Source organism: Pseudomonas sp. KSR10 (genome assembly GCF_022355455.1).
GTDB classification, from domain to species: domain Bacteria; phylum Pseudomonadota; class Gammaproteobacteria; order Pseudomonadales; family Pseudomonadaceae; genus Stutzerimonas; species Stutzerimonas stutzeri_E.
The window spans coordinates 1-16662 of record NZ_JAKOEN010000024.1 but is presented as its reverse complement, the minus strand read 5'-3'; the positions used below and the strand labels follow the sequence as shown (position 1 = coordinate 16662).

General features: G+C 57.9%; 12 protein-coding genes, 1 tRNA gene and 1 pseudogene. All 14 read right to left on the bottom strand.

Translation table 11 applies throughout. The annotated features are described in order from the left end of the window. Positions 1-88: 88 nt before the first annotated feature. Complete coding sequence (gene tuf, locus MCB86_RS21655) at positions 89-1282, bottom strand: elongation factor Tu (protein WP_025240334.1); 1194 nt, start codon at positions 1280-1282, stop codon at positions 89-91. A 30-nt stretch (positions 1283-1312) separates the two neighbouring features. After that, the gene (gene fusA, locus MCB86_RS21650) at positions 1313-3442 is read right to left on the bottom strand and encodes an elongation factor G (protein WP_045160594.1); all 2130 of its coding nucleotides are present in this window, start codon (positions 3440-3442) and stop codon (positions 1313-1315) included. A gap of 30 nt (positions 3443-3472) precedes the next feature. After that, positions 3473-3943, bottom strand: coding sequence for a 30S ribosomal protein S7 (gene rpsG / locus MCB86_RS21645; RefSeq protein ID WP_045160593.1), 471 nt, complete (start codon positions 3941-3943; stop codon positions 3473-3475). Positions 3944-4040: 97 nt separating this feature from the next. After that, positions 4041-4412 carry a 30S ribosomal protein S12 gene (gene rpsL, locus MCB86_RS21640; protein ID WP_003291416.1) on the bottom strand — a complete coding sequence of 124 codons (372 nt, stop codon included), beginning with the start codon at positions 4410-4412 and terminating at the stop codon, positions 4041-4043. 140 nt (positions 4413-4552) lie between these two features. Next, entirely contained in the window at positions 4553-8752 is a 4200-nt protein-coding gene (gene rpoC, locus MCB86_RS21635; RefSeq protein ID WP_045160592.1) for a DNA-directed RNA polymerase subunit beta', read from the bottom strand. A gap of 65 nt (positions 8753-8817) precedes the next feature. Beyond that, on the bottom strand, positions 8818-12888 hold the full coding sequence (rpoB, locus tag MCB86_RS21630; protein WP_045160591.1) for a DNA-directed RNA polymerase subunit beta: 4071 nt from the start codon (positions 12886-12888) through the stop codon (positions 8818-8820). 219 nt (positions 12889-13107) lie between these two features. Further along, complete coding sequence (gene rplL, locus MCB86_RS21625; protein ID WP_045160590.1) at positions 13108-13476, bottom strand: 50S ribosomal protein L7/L12; 369 nt, start codon at positions 13474-13476, stop codon at positions 13108-13110. 75 nt (positions 13477-13551) lie between these two features. Further along, positions 13552-14052, bottom strand: coding sequence for a 50S ribosomal protein L10 (gene rplJ / locus MCB86_RS21620; RefSeq protein WP_045160589.1), 501 nt, complete (start codon positions 14050-14052; stop codon positions 13552-13554). 207 nt (positions 14053-14259) lie between these two features. Then, positions 14260-14955, bottom strand: coding sequence for a 50S ribosomal protein L1 (gene rplA / locus MCB86_RS21615; protein WP_045160588.1), 696 nt, complete (start codon positions 14953-14955; stop codon positions 14260-14262). Continuing rightward, positions 14955-15386, bottom strand: coding sequence for a 50S ribosomal protein L11 (gene rplK, locus MCB86_RS21610; RefSeq protein ID WP_041110223.1), 432 nt, complete (start codon positions 15384-15386; stop codon positions 14955-14957). The genes rplA and rplK overlap by 1 nt, the downstream gene beginning before the upstream one ends. 112 nt (positions 15387-15498) lie before the next feature. After that, the gene (gene nusG, locus MCB86_RS21605; protein WP_019342058.1) at positions 15499-16032 is read right to left on the bottom strand and encodes a transcription termination/antitermination protein NusG; all 534 of its coding nucleotides are present in this window, start codon (positions 16030-16032) and stop codon (positions 15499-15501) included. A gap of 9 nt (positions 16033-16041) precedes the next feature. Continuing rightward, positions 16042-16410, bottom strand: coding sequence for a preprotein translocase subunit SecE (secE, locus tag MCB86_RS21600; RefSeq protein WP_021209389.1), 369 nt, complete (start codon positions 16408-16410; stop codon positions 16042-16044). A 42-nt stretch (positions 16411-16452) separates the two neighbouring features. Beyond that, positions 16453-16528, bottom strand: a tRNA-Trp gene (locus tag MCB86_RS21595). Positions 16529-16580: 52 nt separating this feature from the next. Beyond that, a pseudogene (locus MCB86_RS21590) lies at positions 16581-16662 on the bottom strand (elongation factor Tu); the annotation flags it as partial.

Sequence of the window (16662 nt, the reverse complement as noted above, 5' to 3'; positions counted from 1 at the left end):
GCAATTGTACGGATGCGTCCAGGGGGTGTCAATAAATGATCAACAATAGAAAAAGGGCCCCGAAGGGCCCTTTCCCACATCGAAAGGATTATTCGATGATCTTGGCAACCACGCCGGCACCCACGGTACGGCCACCTTCGCGAATCGCGAAGCGCAGACCATCTTCCATGGCGATCGGAGCGATCAGAGTGACAACCATCTTGATGTTGTCGCCCGGCATTACCATTTCTACGCCTTCCGGCAGCTCGCAGTTACCGGTCACGTCAGTAGTACGGAAGTAGAACTGCGGACGGTAGCCTTTGAAGAACGGCGTGTGACGACCGCCTTCTTCTTTGCTCAGTACGTAGACTTCGCCTTCGAACTTGGTGTGCGGCTTGATGGTGCCCGGCTTGGCCAGAACCTGACCACGCTCTACGTCATCACGCTTGGTACCACGCAGCAGCACGCCCACGTTCTCACCAGCGCGACCTTCGTCGAGCAGCTTGCGGAACATTTCAACGCCGGTGCAGGTGGTCTTGGTCGTGGCACGAATACCAACGATTTCGATCTCTTCCTGAACCTTGACAATGCCGCGCTCAACACGACCGGTCACAACGGTACCGCGACCGGAGATCGAGAACACGTCTTCGATCGGCATCAGGAACGGCTTGTCGATGGCACGCTCAGGCTCCGGAATGTAGCTATCCAGAGTCTCGACCAGCTTGCGCACGGCCGACACACCCATTTCGTTGTCGTCCTGGCCGTTCAGAGCCATCAGCGCGGAGCCGATAATGATTGGCGTGTCGTCACCCGGGAAGTCGTAGGTCGACAGCAGGTCACGCACTTCCATCTCAACCAGTTCCAGCAGCTCGGCATCATCCACCATGTCAGCCTTGTTCAGGAAGACAACGATGTAAGGAACACCTACCTGACGGGACAGCAGGATGTGTTCGCGCGTCTGCGGCATCGGGCCGTCAGCAGCGGAACAAACCAGGATCGCGCCGTCCATCTGCGCAGCACCGGTGATCATGTTTTTCACGTAGTCAGCGTGACCTGGGCAGTCGACGTGAGCGTAGTGACGAATCGAGGAATCGTACTCAACGTGGGAGGTGTTGATGGTGATACCACGAGCCTTCTCTTCCGGCGCGTTGTCGATCTGCGAGAAGTCACGCGCAGAGCCGCCCCAAGTTTCCGCGCAGACCTTAGTCAGCGCAGCGGTGAGCGTGGTTTTGCCATGGTCAACGTGACCAATGGTACCGACGTTCAGGTGCGGTTTGTTACGTTCGAATTTTTCTTTAGCCACGACAGTAAACCTCTTACTTAAAGGGCTGAATCAACCTTGTTTTTTAACCAGTGCTTCGACGATATTCGACGGAGCCTCGGAGTATTTGGAGAATTCCATAGAGTAGCTCGCGCGACCCTGAGACATGGAACGAACGTCGGTTGCATAACCGAACATTTCACCCAGCGGTACTTCGGCACGGATTACCTTGCCGGACACTGTGTCTTCCATGCCCTGGATCAGACCACGACGACGGTTCAGGTCACCCATCACGTCACCCATGTAGTCCTCAGGGGTTACCACTTCGACTTTCATGATCGGCTCAAGCACTACACCGCCGCCCTTCTGAGCCAGCTGCTTGGTCGCCATGGAAGCGGCCACCTTGAACGCCATCTCGTTGGAGTCGACGTCATGGTAGGAGCCATCGAAAACGGTCGCTTTCAGGCCGATGAGCGGATAGCCGGCCACAACGCCGTTCTTCATCTGCTCTTCAATACCTTTCTGAATGGCCGGAATGTATTCCTTCGGAACCACACCACCCACGACTTCGTTCACGAACACCAGACCTTCCTGACCTTCATCAGCAGGCGCAAAGCGGATCCAGCAATGACCGAACTGACCACGACCACCGGACTGACGAACGAACTTGCCTTCAATTTCGCAGTTCTTGGTGATCTTCTCGCGGTAGGAAACCTGAGGCTTACCAATGTTCGCCTCAACGTTGAACTCGCGACGCATACGATCGACGAGAATGTCCAGGTGCAACTCACCCATACCGGAGATGATGGTCTGCCCGGTTTCCTCGTCAGTCTTGACGCGGAATGACGGATCTTCTTGGGCAAGCTTGCCCAGTGCGATACCCATCTTCTCCTGGTCGGCCTTGGTCTTAGGCTCTACCGCTACCGAGATGACTGGCTCAGGGAAATCCATACGCTCAAGAATGATTGGATTGTCTGCGTCGCACAGAGTGTCACCGGTGGTGACGTCTTTCATACCAATCAGAGCAGCGATATCACCAGCGCGCACTTCTTTAATCTCTTCACGCTGGTTGGCATGCATCTGCACCATACGACCAACGCGCTCTTTCTTGCCCTTGACCGAGTTGATCACCGAGTCACCCGAACTGAGGAAGCCCGAGTAGACACGCACGAACGTCAGGGTGCCAACGAATGGGTCGGTGGCAATCTTGAACGCCAGAGCCGAGAACGGTTCGGCGTCGTCAGCATGACGCTCATCATAGTCAGCATCAACGAGCTCTTCTTTCGGCTTGTCGATGATGTCAGGATGAATTCCCTTGATAGCAGGAATTTCAGTCGGAGCAGGCAGGTACTCGATAACGGCGTCGAGAACCAGGGGAACACCCTTGTTCTTGAACGAAGAACCGCAGACAGCTGGAACGATCTCGTTAGCCAGAGTACGCGCGCGCAGGCCAGCCTTGATCTCTTCGTTGGTCAGCTCTTCGCCTTCCAAGTACTTGTTCATCAGTTCTTCACTGGACTCAGCGGCAGCCTCGACCATGTTGGAGCGCCATTCTTCAGCCAGCTCCAGCATATCGGCAGGAATCTCTTCCTCGCGATAGGTTGTGCCTTTGTCATCGTCGTTCCAGTAGATAGCCTTCATCTTGATCAGATCAACCTGACCCTGAAAGTTATCCTCTGAACCAATAGCGAGCTGAATCGGTACCGGGGTATGACCCAAGCGATTCTTGATCTGACTAACGACGCGCAGGAAGTTAGCACCAGCACGGTCCATCTTGTTCACGTAGACGACACGTGGAACGCCGTACTTATTGGCCTGACGCCAAACGGTCTCGGACTGCGGCTCAACACCGGAAGTACCGCAGAATACAACGACAGCGCCATCCAGCACGCGCAACGAACGCTCTACTTCAATGGTGAAGTCAACGTGACCGGGGGTGTCGATAACGTTTACGCGGTAGTTGTCGTACTGACCTACGGAGCCCTTCCAAAAGGTCGTAACAGCAGCGGAGGTAATTGTGATACCACGCTCCTGCTCCTGCACCATCCAGTCAGTAGTAGCCGCACCGTCGTGCACCTCACCCATCTTGTGGCTAAGGCCTGTGTAGAACAGGATCCGCTCGGTCGTAGTGGTCTTGCCCGCGTCAACGTGCGCACAAATACCAATGTTGCGGTAGCGGTTAATTGCTGTGTTACGAGCCATAAAGCCCTCGCAAGTTGAATGGAGCCAAAATTAGAAACGGTAGTGCGAGAACGCCTTGTTGGCCTCAGCCATGCGATGCACGTCTTCACGCTTCTTCACAGCGGCGCCTTTACCTTCAAATGCATCCGACAGCTCACCCGCCAAACGCAGGGCCATGGATTTCTCGCCACGCTTGCGCGCAGCATCTACCAGCCAGCGCATAGCCAGCGCGTTACGACGGGAAGGACGAACTTCGACCGGAACCTGGTAAGTCGCACCACCTACGCGGCGGGACTTCACTTCGACCAGCGGAGCGATGGCGTCGAGTGCTTTTTCGAAGATTTCCAGGGGATCGCTGTTCTTGCGCTCTTTGACCTTGTCCAGAGCACCATAAACGATACGCTCGGCAACGGCCTTCTTGCCGCTCTCCATCACGTGGTTCATGAACTTGGCAAGGATCAGACTTCCGTACTTCGGATCGTCAAGGATCTCGCGCTTGGCTGCTACACGACGTCTTGGCATTGATAAGCCCTCAAACGGTCTTCAGGTTAGCTCGGGACTATAACGACGAGGTTACGCCCGACCTTACTCTTATCGACTCAGATAAATAAAAATACGATTACTTCGGACGCTTGGCGCCGTACTTGGAACGGCCCTGCTTACGATCCTTGACACCGGAGGTGTCCAGCGAACCGCGCACGGTGTGATAGCGCACACCCGGAAGGTCTTTTACACGACCGCCACGGATCAGCACGACACTGTGCTCCTGCAGGTTGTGACCTTCACCACCGATGTAGGAGGCGACTTCAAAACCGTTGGTCAGGCGAACACGGCATACTTTACGCAGTGCAGAGTTCGGTTTCTTTGGCGTGGTGGTGTACACGCGGGTGCACACGCCACGGCGTTGCGGGCAGTTCTGCAGCGCAGGGACGTCGCTTTTCTCGACGACGCGCTTGCGCGGCTGGCGTACCAGCTGGTTGATCGTTGCCATCTACTAGCTCCACTGTTGTCTTTCGACACAAACGAAAAATGGCAGGGCGCAAAGCCCCGCCAAATTAGGGGTACAAGAGTCTAAAGAGCTTCTTGCACACCGTCAAGGCGCGCCCCGGCTCGAGCCAGGGCTGCCTCCAATCAGTTGCCGCTGGAATTCAGCGCCTCGGTCAGCGCCGCTTCGACCTCATCGGCACTCACACGAACCGGTTTTTCGGCATCACGCTTGCGCTTGCGCTCGCTGTGATACTGCAGACCGGTACCGGCCGGAATCAGACGACCGACCACGACGTTCTCCTTCAGGCCGCGCAGGTAGTCGCGCTTGCCGGTAACCGCCGCCTCGGTAAGGACGCGAGTGGTTTCCTGGAACGACGCCGCCGAAATGAACGACTCGGTGGACAACGAGGCCTTGGTGATACCCAGCAGCACACGCACGTACTTGGAGCCGAACTTGTCGTCCACGGACAGACGCTCGTTCTCTTCCAGCACCTGGGTCAGCTCCATCTGGTCACCCTTGATGAAGCTGGAATCGCCCGACTCGGCCACTTCGACCTTACGCAGCATCTGCCGCAGGATGGTCTCGATGTGCTTGTCGTTGATCTTCACGCCCTGCAGGCGGTAGACGTCCTGGATCTCATTGACGATGTACTTGGCCAGCGCACTGACACCCAGCAGGCGCAGGATGTCGTGCGGGTTGCTCGGCCCGTCGGAGATCACTTCGCCCTTGTTCACCTGTTCGCCTTCGAAGACGTTGAGGTGGCGCCACTTGGGAATCAGCTCCTCGTAAGGATCGGTTCCATCGGTAGGCGTGATGACCAGACGGCGCTTGCCCTTGGTTTCCTTGCCGAAGGAGATCGTGCCGCTGATTTCCGCGAGGATCGACGGCTCTTTCGGACGACGCGCCTCGAACAGGTCGGCAACGCGCGGCAAACCACCAGTGATGTCGCGGGTCTTGGACGTTTCCTGCGGGATACGCGCGATAACGTCACCGACGTTGATCTCGGCACCATCGGCCACGCCAACCAGCGCGTTCGCCGGCAGGAAGTACTGGGCAGGTACGTCGGTACCCGGCAACAGCAATTCCTTACCGTTGGTATCGACCATCTTGATCGCCGGACGGATATCCTTGCCGGACGCCGGACGATCTTTCGGATCCATCACCTCAATGTTGGTCAGACCGGTGAGTTCGTCGGTCTGACGCTTGATGGTGATGTTCTCTTCCATGCCCGCGAAGGTCACGACACCCTTCATCTCGGTCACGATCGGGTGCGTGTGCGGATCCCATTTCGCAACGACGGTGCCGGCATCGACCTTGTCGCCTTCCTTGATCGAAATCACCGCACCGTACGGCAGCTTGTAGCGCTCGCGCTCGCGGCCGTAGTCGTCCGCTACCGCCAGTTCACCGGAACGCGAAACCGCGACCAGGGCTCCGTCAGCACGCTCGACGTATTTGAGGTTATGCAGGCGAATGGTACCGCCGTTCTTGACCATCACGTTGTCGACCGCCGAAGTCCGGCTCGCTGCACCACCAATGTGGAACGTACGCATGGTCAGCTGGGTACCCGGCTCACCGATGGACTGCGCGGCGATGACACCGACAGCCTCACCGATGTTCACCTGGTGACCGCGGGCCAGATCGCGACCGTAGCACTTGGCACAGATGCCATAGCGGGTTTCGCAGCTGATCGGCGAACGCACGATCACTTCGTCGATGCTGTTCAGCTCGATGAAGTCGACCCACTGCTCGTCGATCAAGGTACCGGCAGGAACCAGTACGTCGTCGGTGCCGGGCTTGAGTACGTCACGCGCGATCACACGACCCAGAACACGCTCACCCAGCGGCTCGACCACGTCGCCGCCTTCGATGTGCGGCGTCATGTGCAGGCCCTGCTCGGTGCCGCAATCGATCTCGGTTACCACCAGATCCTGCGCCACGTCGACCAGGCGACGGGTCAGGTAACCGGAGTTCGCGGTTTTCAGCGCGGTATCCGCCAGACCCTTACGAGCACCGTGGGTGGAGATGAAGTACTGCAGTACGTTCAGGCCTTCACGGAAGTTGGCGGTGATTGGCGTCTCGATAATCGAGCCGTCCGGCTTGGCCATCAGGCCACGCATACCGGCCAGCTGGCGAATCTGGGCAGCGGAACCCCGCGCCCCGGAGTCGGCCATCATGTACATCGAGTTGAACGAATCCTGCTCGGCTTCGTTGCCGTCGCGGTCGATGACCTTCTCTTTCGAGAGGTTGGCCATCATCGCCTTGGATACTTCGTCGTTGGCCTTCGACCAGAGGTCGATGACCTTGTTGTACTTCTCACCCTGTGTCACCAGGCCGGAGGCGTACTGCGACTCGATTTCCTTCACTTCCTCGGTAGCGGCATCGATGATGCGCGCCTTTTCGTCCGGGATGACGAAATCGTTCACACCGATCGACACGCCGGAAATGGTCGAGTAGGCAAAACCGGTGTACATCAGCTGGTCAGCGAAGATGACGGTATCCTTCAGGCCAACGGTGCGGTAGCACAGGTTGATCAGCTTGGAGATCGCCTTCTTCTTCATCGGCTGGTTGACCACGTCGAACGGCAGGCCGGCCGGAACCACCTGGAACAGCAACGCACGACCGACAGTGGTGTCGACGATACGGGTGTTCTTGGTGATCGAGCCGTCGCGATCCTTGATGGTCTCGTTGATGCGCACTTTGACGCGGGCGTGCAGCGACGCTTCGCCGGCGCGGAACACGCGGTCGACTTCCTGCAGGTCAGCGAACACGCGGCCTTCGCCCTTGGCATTGATGGCTTCACGGGTCATGTAGTACAGACCCAGGACCACGTCCTGCGACGGCACGATGATCGGCTCGCCGTTGGCCGGCGACAGGATGTTATTGGTCGACATCATCAGCGCGCGCGCTTCGAGCTGGGCTTCCAGTGTCAGCGGCACGTGAACGGCCATCTGGTCACCGTCGAAGTCGGCGTTGTACGCGGCGCAGACCAGCGGGTGCAGCTGGATCGCCTTGCCTTCGATCAGGACCGGCTCGAACGCCTGGATACCCAGACGGTGCAGCGTCGGTGCCCGGTTGAGCAACACGGGATGTTCGCGAATGACCTCGGCCAGGACGTCCCAGACCTCAGGCAACTCGCGCTCGACCATCTTCTTGGCGGCCTTGATGGTGGTCGCCATGCCACGCATTTCCAGCTTGCCGAAAATGAACGGTTTGAACAGCTCGAGAGCCATCTTCTTCGGCAGGCCGCACTGATGCAGGCGCAGGGTCGGGCCGACGGTGATGACCGAACGACCGGAATAGTCCACGCGCTTGCCGAGCAGGTTCTGACGGAAACGACCCTGCTTGCCCTTGATCATGTCGGCCAGGGACTTGAGCGGGCGCTTGTTCGAACCGGTGATGGCGCGACCACGACGGCCGTTGTCGAGCAGCGCGTCGACGGCTTCCTGCAGCATGCGCTTTTCGTTGCGCACGATGATGTCCGGCGCCGACAGATCGAGCAGGCGCTTAAGACGGTTGTTACGGTTGATCACCCGGCGATACAGATCGTTGAGATCCGAGGTCGCGAAGCGGCCACCATCCAGCGGAACCAGCGGACGCAGATCCGGCGGCAATACCGGCAGAACGGTCAGCACCATCCATTCCGGCAAGTTGCCCGAGCCATGGAAGGCTTCCATCAGCTTCAGGCGCTTGGACAGCTTCTTGATCTTGGTTTCCGAGTTGGTCTGCGGAATCTCTTCGCGTAGGCGACCGATCTCGTGTTCCAGGTCGATTTCGTGCAGCAGCTCGCGCACGGCCTCGGCACCCATGCGAGCGTCGAAATCGTCACCGAACTCTTCCAGCGCCTCGAAGTACTGCTCGTCATTGAGCAGCTGACCCTTCTCGAGCGTGGTCATGCCTGGATCGATCACCACATAGCTCTCGAAGTAGAGCACGCGCTCGATGTCACGCAGGGTCATGTCCAGCAGCAGGCCGATACGGCTCGGCAGCGACTTCAGGAACCAGATGTGGGCGACTGGCGACGCCAGCTCGATATGCGCCATGCGCTCGCGACGGACCTTGGCCAGTGCAACCTCGACACCGCACTTCTCGCAGATCACGCCACGATGCTTGAGGCGCTTGTACTTGCCGCACAGGCACTCGTAATCCTTGACCGGGCCAAAGATCTTGGCGCAGAACAGGCCATCACGCTCGGGCTTGAACGTACGGTAGTTGATGGTCTCTGGCTTCTTGACCTCACCAAAGGACCAGGAACGGATCATCTCGGGCGAAGCCAATGCAATCTTGATGGCATCGAACTCTTCGATTTGACCCTGGTTTTTCAACAGATTCAGCAAGTCTTTCAAGGCCTTTCCTCCTCACGGACCGGCGACGACCGGCTGATGCCGGACGCCGCTTAGGCGGTGCGTGGTTATTCGGTTTCCAGATCGATGTCGATACCGAGCGAGCGGATCTCTTTGATCAGCACGTTGAAGGATTCCGGCATGCCGGGCTCCATACGGTGATCGCCGTCCACGATGTTCTTGTACATCTTGGTCCGCCCGTTCACGTCGTCCGACTTGACCGTGAGCATTTCCTGCAGGGTGTAGGCGGCACCGTAAGCCTCCAGGGCCCAGACCTCCATCTCCCCGAAACGCTGGCCACCGAACTGCGCCTTACCACCCAGCGGCTGCTGGGTGACCAGGCTGTAGGAACCGGTGGAACGCGCATGCATCTTGTCGTCGACCAGGTGGTTGAGCTTGAGCATGTACATGTAACCGACCGTGGTCGTGCGCTCGAACTTGTTCCCCGTGCGGCCATCGAACAGCTGCATCTGGCCACTTTCCGGCAGATCCGCCAGCTTCAGCATGGCCTTGATCTCGCGCTCCTTGGCACCGTCGAAGACCGGCGTCGCCATCGGTACGCCGCCACGCAGGTTCTTGGCCAGATCCAGCACTTCCTGATCGCTGAACTCGTCCAGGTTTTCCTGGCGGCCACCGATCTCGTTGTAGATCTCGGTGAGGAACTTGCGCAGCTCGGCCACCTTGCGCTGCTCGTCGAGCATGCGGTTGATCTTCTCACCCAGGCCCTTGGCTGCGAGGCCCAGGTGGGTCTCGAGGATCTGCCCGACGTTCATCCGCGACGGTACACCCAGCGGGTTCAGGACGATGTCGACCGGCGTGCCATTAGCATCGTGCGGCATGTCTTCGACCGGCATGATCACCGAGACCACACCCTTGTTACCGTGACGACCGGCCATCTTGTCGCCCGGCTGGATGCGACGCTTGATCGCCAGGTAGACCTTGACGATCTTCAGCACGCCCGGCGCCAGGTCGTCGCCCTGCTGCAGCTTGCGCTTCTTATCCTCGAACTTGTCGTCGAGCAGCTGACGGCGGTCGGAGATATAGGCCTGGGCCTTCTCCAACTGCTCGTTCAGCGCATCTTCGGCCATGCGCAGCTTGAACCACTGGCCATGCTCGAGCCCGTCGAGGATCTCGTCGGTGATGACGGTACCCTTCTTCAGGCCGGCACCGCCCTCGGCGGACGCCCCGACCAGAGCGGAACGCAGGCGTTCGAAGGTGGCGCCCTCGACGATGCGGAACTCTTCGTTGAGGTCCTTGCGAATCTCGTCGAGCTGCATCTTCTCGATGGCCAACGCACGGGAGTCACGCTCGACGCCGTCACGAATGAACACCTGAACGTCGATGACGGTGCCCTTGGTGCCCGTCGGCACGCGCAGGGACGTGTCCTTAACATCCGATGCCTTTTCACCGAAGATCGCGCGCAGCAGCTTCTCTTCCGGCGTCAGCTGGGTTTCGCCCTTCGGCGTGACCTTGCCGACCAGAATGTCGCCCGCGCCGACTTCGGCACCAACGTAGACGATGCCCGCCTCGTCCAGCTTGTTCAGCGCAGCTTCGCCCACGTTCGGAATGTCCGCCGTGATCTCTTCTGGGCCAAGCTTGGTGTCGCGCGACACGCAGGTCAGTTCCTGAATATGGATGGTGGTGAAACGATCTTCCTGAACCACACGTTCCGACAGGAGGATGGAGTCTTCGAAGTTATAGCCGTTCCACGGCATGAACGCGACGCGCATGTTCTGACCGAGCGCCAGCTCACCCATATCGGTGGAGGGACCGTCAGCCATGATGTCACCGCGCTCGACCACGTCACCTTTGCTGACCAGCGGACGCTGGTTGATGCAGGTGTTCTGGTTGGAACGGGTGTACTTGGTCAGGTTGTAGATATCGACGCCGGCCTCACCGGTCTCGACTTCCGCATCATGCACACGCACAACGACACGACTGGCATCGACCGAATCGATTACGCCACCACGACGGGCAACGACGCAGACGCCGGAGTCTCGCGCCACGTTGCGTTCCATACCGGTGCCTACCAGCGGCTTATCCGAGCGCAAGGTCGGAACGGCCTGACGCTGCATGTTCGAGCCCATCAGAGCACGGTTAGCGTCGTCGTGCTCGAGGAACGGGATCAGCGATGCCGCTACGGAGACGACCTGCTTTGGCGATACATCCATCAGTGTCACGTCTTCCGGAGCTTTGACCGTGAATTCGTTCTGATGACGTACGGCGACCAGCTCGTCGACCAGCTTACGGCCGTCCAGCTTGGCGCTCGCCTGGGCGATGACATGGTCCGCCTCTTCAATTGCCGAGAGGAACACGATCTCGTCGGTAACTTCGCCTTCCTTCACAACGCGGTACGGGCTTTCCAGAAAACCGTACTGGTTGGTACGGGCATAGGCAGCCAGCGAGTTGATCAGACCGATGTTAGGACCTTCAGGAGTCTCGATCGGGCACACACGACCATAGTGGGTCGGGTGTACGTCGCGCACTTCGAAGCCGGCGCGTTCACGAGTCAGGCCGCCCGGGCCGAGTGCGGAGACGCGACGCTTATGGGTGATTTCCGAGAGCGGGTTGTTCTGGTCCATGAACTGCGAGAGCTGGCTTGAACCGAAGAACTCCTTCACCGCCGCCGCGACCGGCTTGGCGTTGATCAGGTCCTGCGGCATCAGGCCTTCGCTTTCGGCCATTGAAAGACGTTCCTTGACCGCGCGCTCAACACGAACCAGACCTACACGGAACTGGTTTTCGGCCATTTCACCCACGCAACGTACGCGACGGTTCCCCAAGTGGTCGATGTCGTCGACGACGCCTTTGCCGTTACGAATGTCGACCAGAGTCTTCAGTACCGCAACGATGTCTTCACGGCTGAGCACGCCGGAACCTTCGATCTCGGTACGACCGATACGGCGGTTGAACTTCATCCGACCCACAGCGGACAGGTCGTACCGCTCAGAGGCAAAGAACAGGTTGTTAAACAGCGTCTCGGCGGCGTCCTTGGTTGGCGGCTCGCCAGGACGCATCATGCGGTAGATTTCCACCAGTGCTTCGAGCTGGTTAGTCGTCGAATCGATCTTCAGCGTGTCGGAAATGAACGGACCGCAATCGATGTCGTTAGTATACAAAGTCTCGAAACGCACAACCTGGGCCTTGACCAGCTTGGCCAGAACCTCAACGGTGAGTTCGGTATTGCACTCAGCAATGATCTCCCCAGTGGCAGGGTGCACGATGGCCTTGGCCGTGGTGCGGCCCAGCACATAGTCCATCGGCATATCGAGCGCCTTGATGCCGGACTTGTCGAGCTGATTAATGTGGCGCGCGGTAATGCGACGACCTTGCTCGACAATGACTTTGCCGTTCTCATCCTTAATGTCGAACGACGCGATCTCGCCGCGCAGGCGGTGCGGCACAAGCTCAAGGCTCAACGCATCACCCTTAACGTGGAATACGTTGGTGTCGTAGAACGCATCGAGAATTTCTTCAGTGCTGTAGTTCAGGGCGCGCAGAAGCACCGAGGCAGGCAGCTTGCGGCGACGGTCGATACGCACGAAGACGGCATCCTTCGGATCGAACTCGAAGTCCAGCCAGGAGCCACGGTACGGAATAATACGGGCGGAATACAGGAGCTTGCCCGAGCTATGGGTCTTGCCTCGGTCGTGATCGAAGAAGACGCCTGGCGAGCGGTGCAACTGAGATACGATGACGCGCTCGGTACCGTTGATGATGAAGGTACCGTTGTCCGTCATCAGGGGGATTTCCCCCATGTAAACTTCCTGCTCTTTAATGTCCTTGATCGCCTTGCTCGACGATTCCTTATCGAAAATGATCAGGCGAACTTTTACCCGCAGCGGAACCGCGAAGGTCACGCCGCGCAGGACACATTCCTTGACATCGAAAGCCGGGTCGCCCAAGCGATAGCCGACGTATTCCAGCGCTGCATTGCCGGAATAGCTGATTATCGGAAAAACGGATTTGAAGGCTGCATGCAAGCCAATATCGCGGAACTGATCCTTGGTCGCTCCCGCCTGCAGGAATTCGCGGTACGAATCCAGCTGGATGGCCAAAAGATACGGCACGTCCATAACGTGCGGTAACTTGCTAAAGTCCTTGCGGATTCGTTTTTTCTCAGTGTATGAGTAAGCCATCAGCGTTCCCCAGCTTGGTCACCTGCTTGTTTGGCTCCTCCCGACGGGAGCAGCCAGAAAATCTTGCGAATCCCTTGATTCGCACCGCCCACCGGAGCGGTTCTTTCCGTACTAGCGGCCAACGAGCATCAGGCAGCTATAACGGAAAAAGGCCGGTGGCAAAAGCCACCAGCCATCAGCCTTACGCGAGTCGCTTCGGCTGTAGACGCAAGGTCGTGCTTACTTGAGCTCGACCTTGGCGCCTGCTTCTTCCAGAGCCTTCTTCGCCGCTTCAGCCTCGTCCTTGGAAACGCTTTCCTTGACCACGCCCGGGGCGCCGTCAACAACCGCCTTGGCTTCTTTCAGGCCCAGACCAGTCAGCTCACGAACGGCCTTGATGACGTTAACCTTCTTGTCACCAGCCTCGGTCAGCACGACAGTGAATTCGGTCTGCTCTTCAGCAGCGGCAGCGGCCGGGCCAGCGGCCGCAACAGTTGCGGCGGCAGCAGTAACGCCGAACTTTTCTTCCATTGCCTTGATCAGTTCAACAACCTGCATCACGGACATTTCGGAAACGGCGTTGATGATATCTTCGTTGGTCAGAGCCATGACTCTAGTTCCTGTATATATAGGTGACGACCTGGGGTCGTCTAATTCAAAAGAGATTCGAAAGTTGCTGTGCGCTTAGGCGGCTGCAGCTTCTTTCTGATCACGAACGGCCGCCAGAGTACGAGCCAGCTTGCTAGTAGCGCCTTGAATCACGCTCATCAGCTGCGAAATGGCTTCGTCATAGGTCGGCAAGGTTGCCAGCACGTCGATCTGATTGGCTGCGAGGAACTGACCCTCGAACGCAGCGGCCTTGATCTCGAACTTGTCCTGCCCCTTGGCAAACTCCTTGAAAATACGGGCAGCAGCGCCCGGATGTGCATTGGAGAAAGCGATCAGGGTTGGGCCTTTGAACACGTCGTTGAGCACATCGAACTGAGTGCCTTCAACGGCGCGGCGCAGCAGAGTGTTACGTACGACACGTACGTACACGCCAGCTTCGCGGGCCTCTTTACGGAGTCCGGTCATGGCCCCCACGGTCACGCCACGGGCATCAGCCACGACAGCGGACAGGGCAGCTTGGGCAGCCTCGTTGACTTCAGCGACGATGGCTTTCTTGTCTTCGAGTTTGATTGCCACGGGTTTTACTCCTGGATGTTACCGGTTCATCCGGTCGAAACCGGACGGGTTTTGGTGTCTGATTCGGTACGAATCGGGAGCACCTCTGCGTAGGCTTGAAGAAGCGAACTCCAGCGGTTTAAGGCTTGCGCCGCCTACGGTCTTGGATAGCCCCCGCCAGGCAGGGACCCCAATTTTGCACCGCTCCGGCAACCGGAGCGGCTAGTGTTACGCGTCGAGAGAAGCCTGATCGATGATCAGTCCCGGCCCCATGGTGGTGCTCAGGGTCACGCGCTTGACATAAATACCTTTGGAAGTGGAAGGCTTCAGACGCTTGAGGTCCGAAAGCAGCGCTTCAACGTTCTGCTTGAGCTGACCAGCTTCGAAACCGACCTTGCCCACAGAGCTATGAATGATGCCGTTCTTGTCGGTACGGAAGCGCACCTGACCAGCCTTGGCATTCTTGACTGCGGTCGCAACGTCCGGCGTCACGGTACCAACCTTCGGGTTCGGCATCAGGCCGCGAGGACCGAGAATCTGCCCCAGCTGGCCGACTACGCGCATAGCATCCGGGGAAGCGATAACCACGTCATAGTTCAGATCGCCGCCTTTCATTTCAGCAGCCAACTCGTCCATGCCGACACGGTCGGCGCCGGCAGCCAGTGCCGCCTCAGCAGCAGGACCCTGAGTAAATACAGCAACACGAACGGTCTTGCCGGTGCCGTTCGGTAGAACGGTAGCGCCGCGCACGACTTGGTCGGATTTACGCGGATCCACTCCCAGATTGATCGCGATGTCGAAAGACTCAGTGAACTTCACAGCCGACAGCTGAGTCAGCAGGGTCGCGGCGTCTTCGAACGAGTACTGCTTGCCAGCTTCGACTTTCTCGGCGAAAGCCTTCTGGCGCTTGGTCAACTTAGCCATTACACACCCTCCACGTTCAGGCCCATGCTGCGAGCGGAGCCGGCGATAGTGCGCACGGCCGCCTCAAGATCAGCGGCGGTAAGATCAGCGTTCTTGGTCTTTGCGATCTCTTCCAGCTGAGCACGGGTAACAGTGCCGACCTTCTGGGTGTTCGGACGAGCAGAACCACTGGTGATGCCTGCAGCTTTCTTCAACAAAACTGCAGCAGGGGTGCTTTTGGTCTCGAAGGTGAAGCTACGGTCGCTGTAAACGGTGATAATCACCGGCGTAGGCAGACCAGGCTCCTGGCCTTGAGTGCGGGCATTGAATGCCTTACAGAATTCCATGATATTGACGCCATGCTGGCCCAGCGCGGGACCTACGGGCGGCGACGGGTTGGCCTGACCGGCCTTTACCTGAAGCTTGATATAAGCTTGAATTTTCTTAGCCATAACTACTCCGTTCCGGGTGCTAACGCCTTACGGCTCCCCTATCTACTTGAATATCCCAGTGACGACAAAACCCCGCAGCCAGCAGCTGCGGGGTGTGGGATGCTTTCTTCAGCTAGACCTTCTCGACCTGACTGAACTCCAACTCTACCGGCGTTGAACGACCAAATATGAGGACAGCCACCTGAATGCGGCTCTTCTCGTAGTTGACCTCTTCAACCACGCCATTGAAATCAGCAAAAGGCCCATCCGCAACACGGACAACCTCACCCGGCTCAAACAAGGTCTTGGGCTTCGGCTTGTCACTACCATCCGCAACACGCCGGAGAATTGCCTCAGCCTCTTTATCAGTGATCGGCGCAGGCTTATCTGCGGTACCACCGATAAACCCCATCACACGAGGCGTGTCTTTCACCAAGTGCCAGGCACCTTCAGCCATATCCATCTGGACGAGCACGTAACCGGGGAAGAACTTGCGCTCACTCTTGCGCTTCTGCCCATTACGCATCTCGACCACTTCTTCAGTGGGAACAAGGATTTCGCCGAAATGATCTTCCATCCCAGCAAGCTTGATACGCTCAATCAGCGAGCGCATGACGTGCTTCTCGTAACCCGAGTAAGCATGAACCACATACCAGCGCTTAGCCACGGGACACCCTTAACCTACAACCATGGAAACCAGCCAACCGAGCAGGGAATCGAGCCCCCACAACAGCAGCGCCATAACAAGCACAACAGCCACAACTATCAGCGTGGTCTGAGTGGTTTCTTGACGAGTCGGCCAAACGACCTTGCGAATCTCGACGCGCGCCTCTTTCAACAAAACGAAAAAGGAGCGACCTTTTGACGTCTGCAACGCTACAAAAGCAGCGACTACAGCGAAAGCGAGTAACGCGAGAACTCTATACAGAATCGGCTCTGCGGAGTAATACTGATTACCAACCACCGCCACAACAACCAAAGCAGCCACAACAAGCCACTTCACCAGATCGAAGCGCGTGTCTTTGGCTTCTGCTTTGATATTCATCTGCTAGAACCCTGTAAAAACTGCCAAATTCGATATTGAAATTGGCAGGCCAGGAGGGAATCGAACCCCCAACCTGCGGTTTTGGAGACCGCCGCTCTGCCAATTGAGCTACTGGCCTAACAAGAGTCAGGCCGACTATTATGCCGGCCCGAATTGATCAGATCAATCGATTATTCGATGATCTTGGCAACCACGCCGGCACCAACGGTACGGCCACCTTCGCGAATCGCGAAGCGCAGACCATCTTCCATG

Excerpts from the sequence above, each read along its gene's own strand:
- fusA (WP_045160594.1), bottom strand. The coding sequence starts at position 3,442 with ATGGCTCGTAACACAGCAATTAACCGCTACCGCAACATTGGTATTTGT.
- rpsG (WP_045160593.1), bottom strand. The coding sequence starts at position 3,943 with ATGCCAAGACGTCGTGTAGCAGCCAAGCGCGAGATCCTTGACGATCCG.
- rpsL (WP_003291416.1), bottom strand. The coding sequence starts at position 4,412 with ATGGCAACGATCAACCAGCTGGTACGCCAGCCGCGCAAGCGCGTCGTC.
- rpoB (WP_045160591.1), bottom strand. The coding sequence starts at position 12,888 with ATGGCTTACTCATACACTGAGAAAAAACGAATCCGCAAGGACTTTAGC.
- rplL (WP_045160590.1), bottom strand. The coding sequence starts at position 13,476 with ATGGCTCTGACCAACGAAGATATCATCAACGCCGTTTCCGAAATGTCC.
- rplA (WP_045160588.1), bottom strand. The coding sequence starts at position 14,955 with ATGGCTAAGTTGACCAAGCGCCAGAAGGCTTTCGCCGAGAAAGTCGAA.
- rplK (WP_041110223.1), bottom strand. The coding sequence starts at position 15,386 with ATGGCTAAGAAAATTCAAGCTTATATCAAGCTTCAGGTAAAGGCCGGT.
- secE (WP_021209389.1), bottom strand. The coding sequence starts at position 16,410 with ATGAATATCAAAGCAGAAGCCAAAGACACGCGCTTCGATCTGGTGAAG.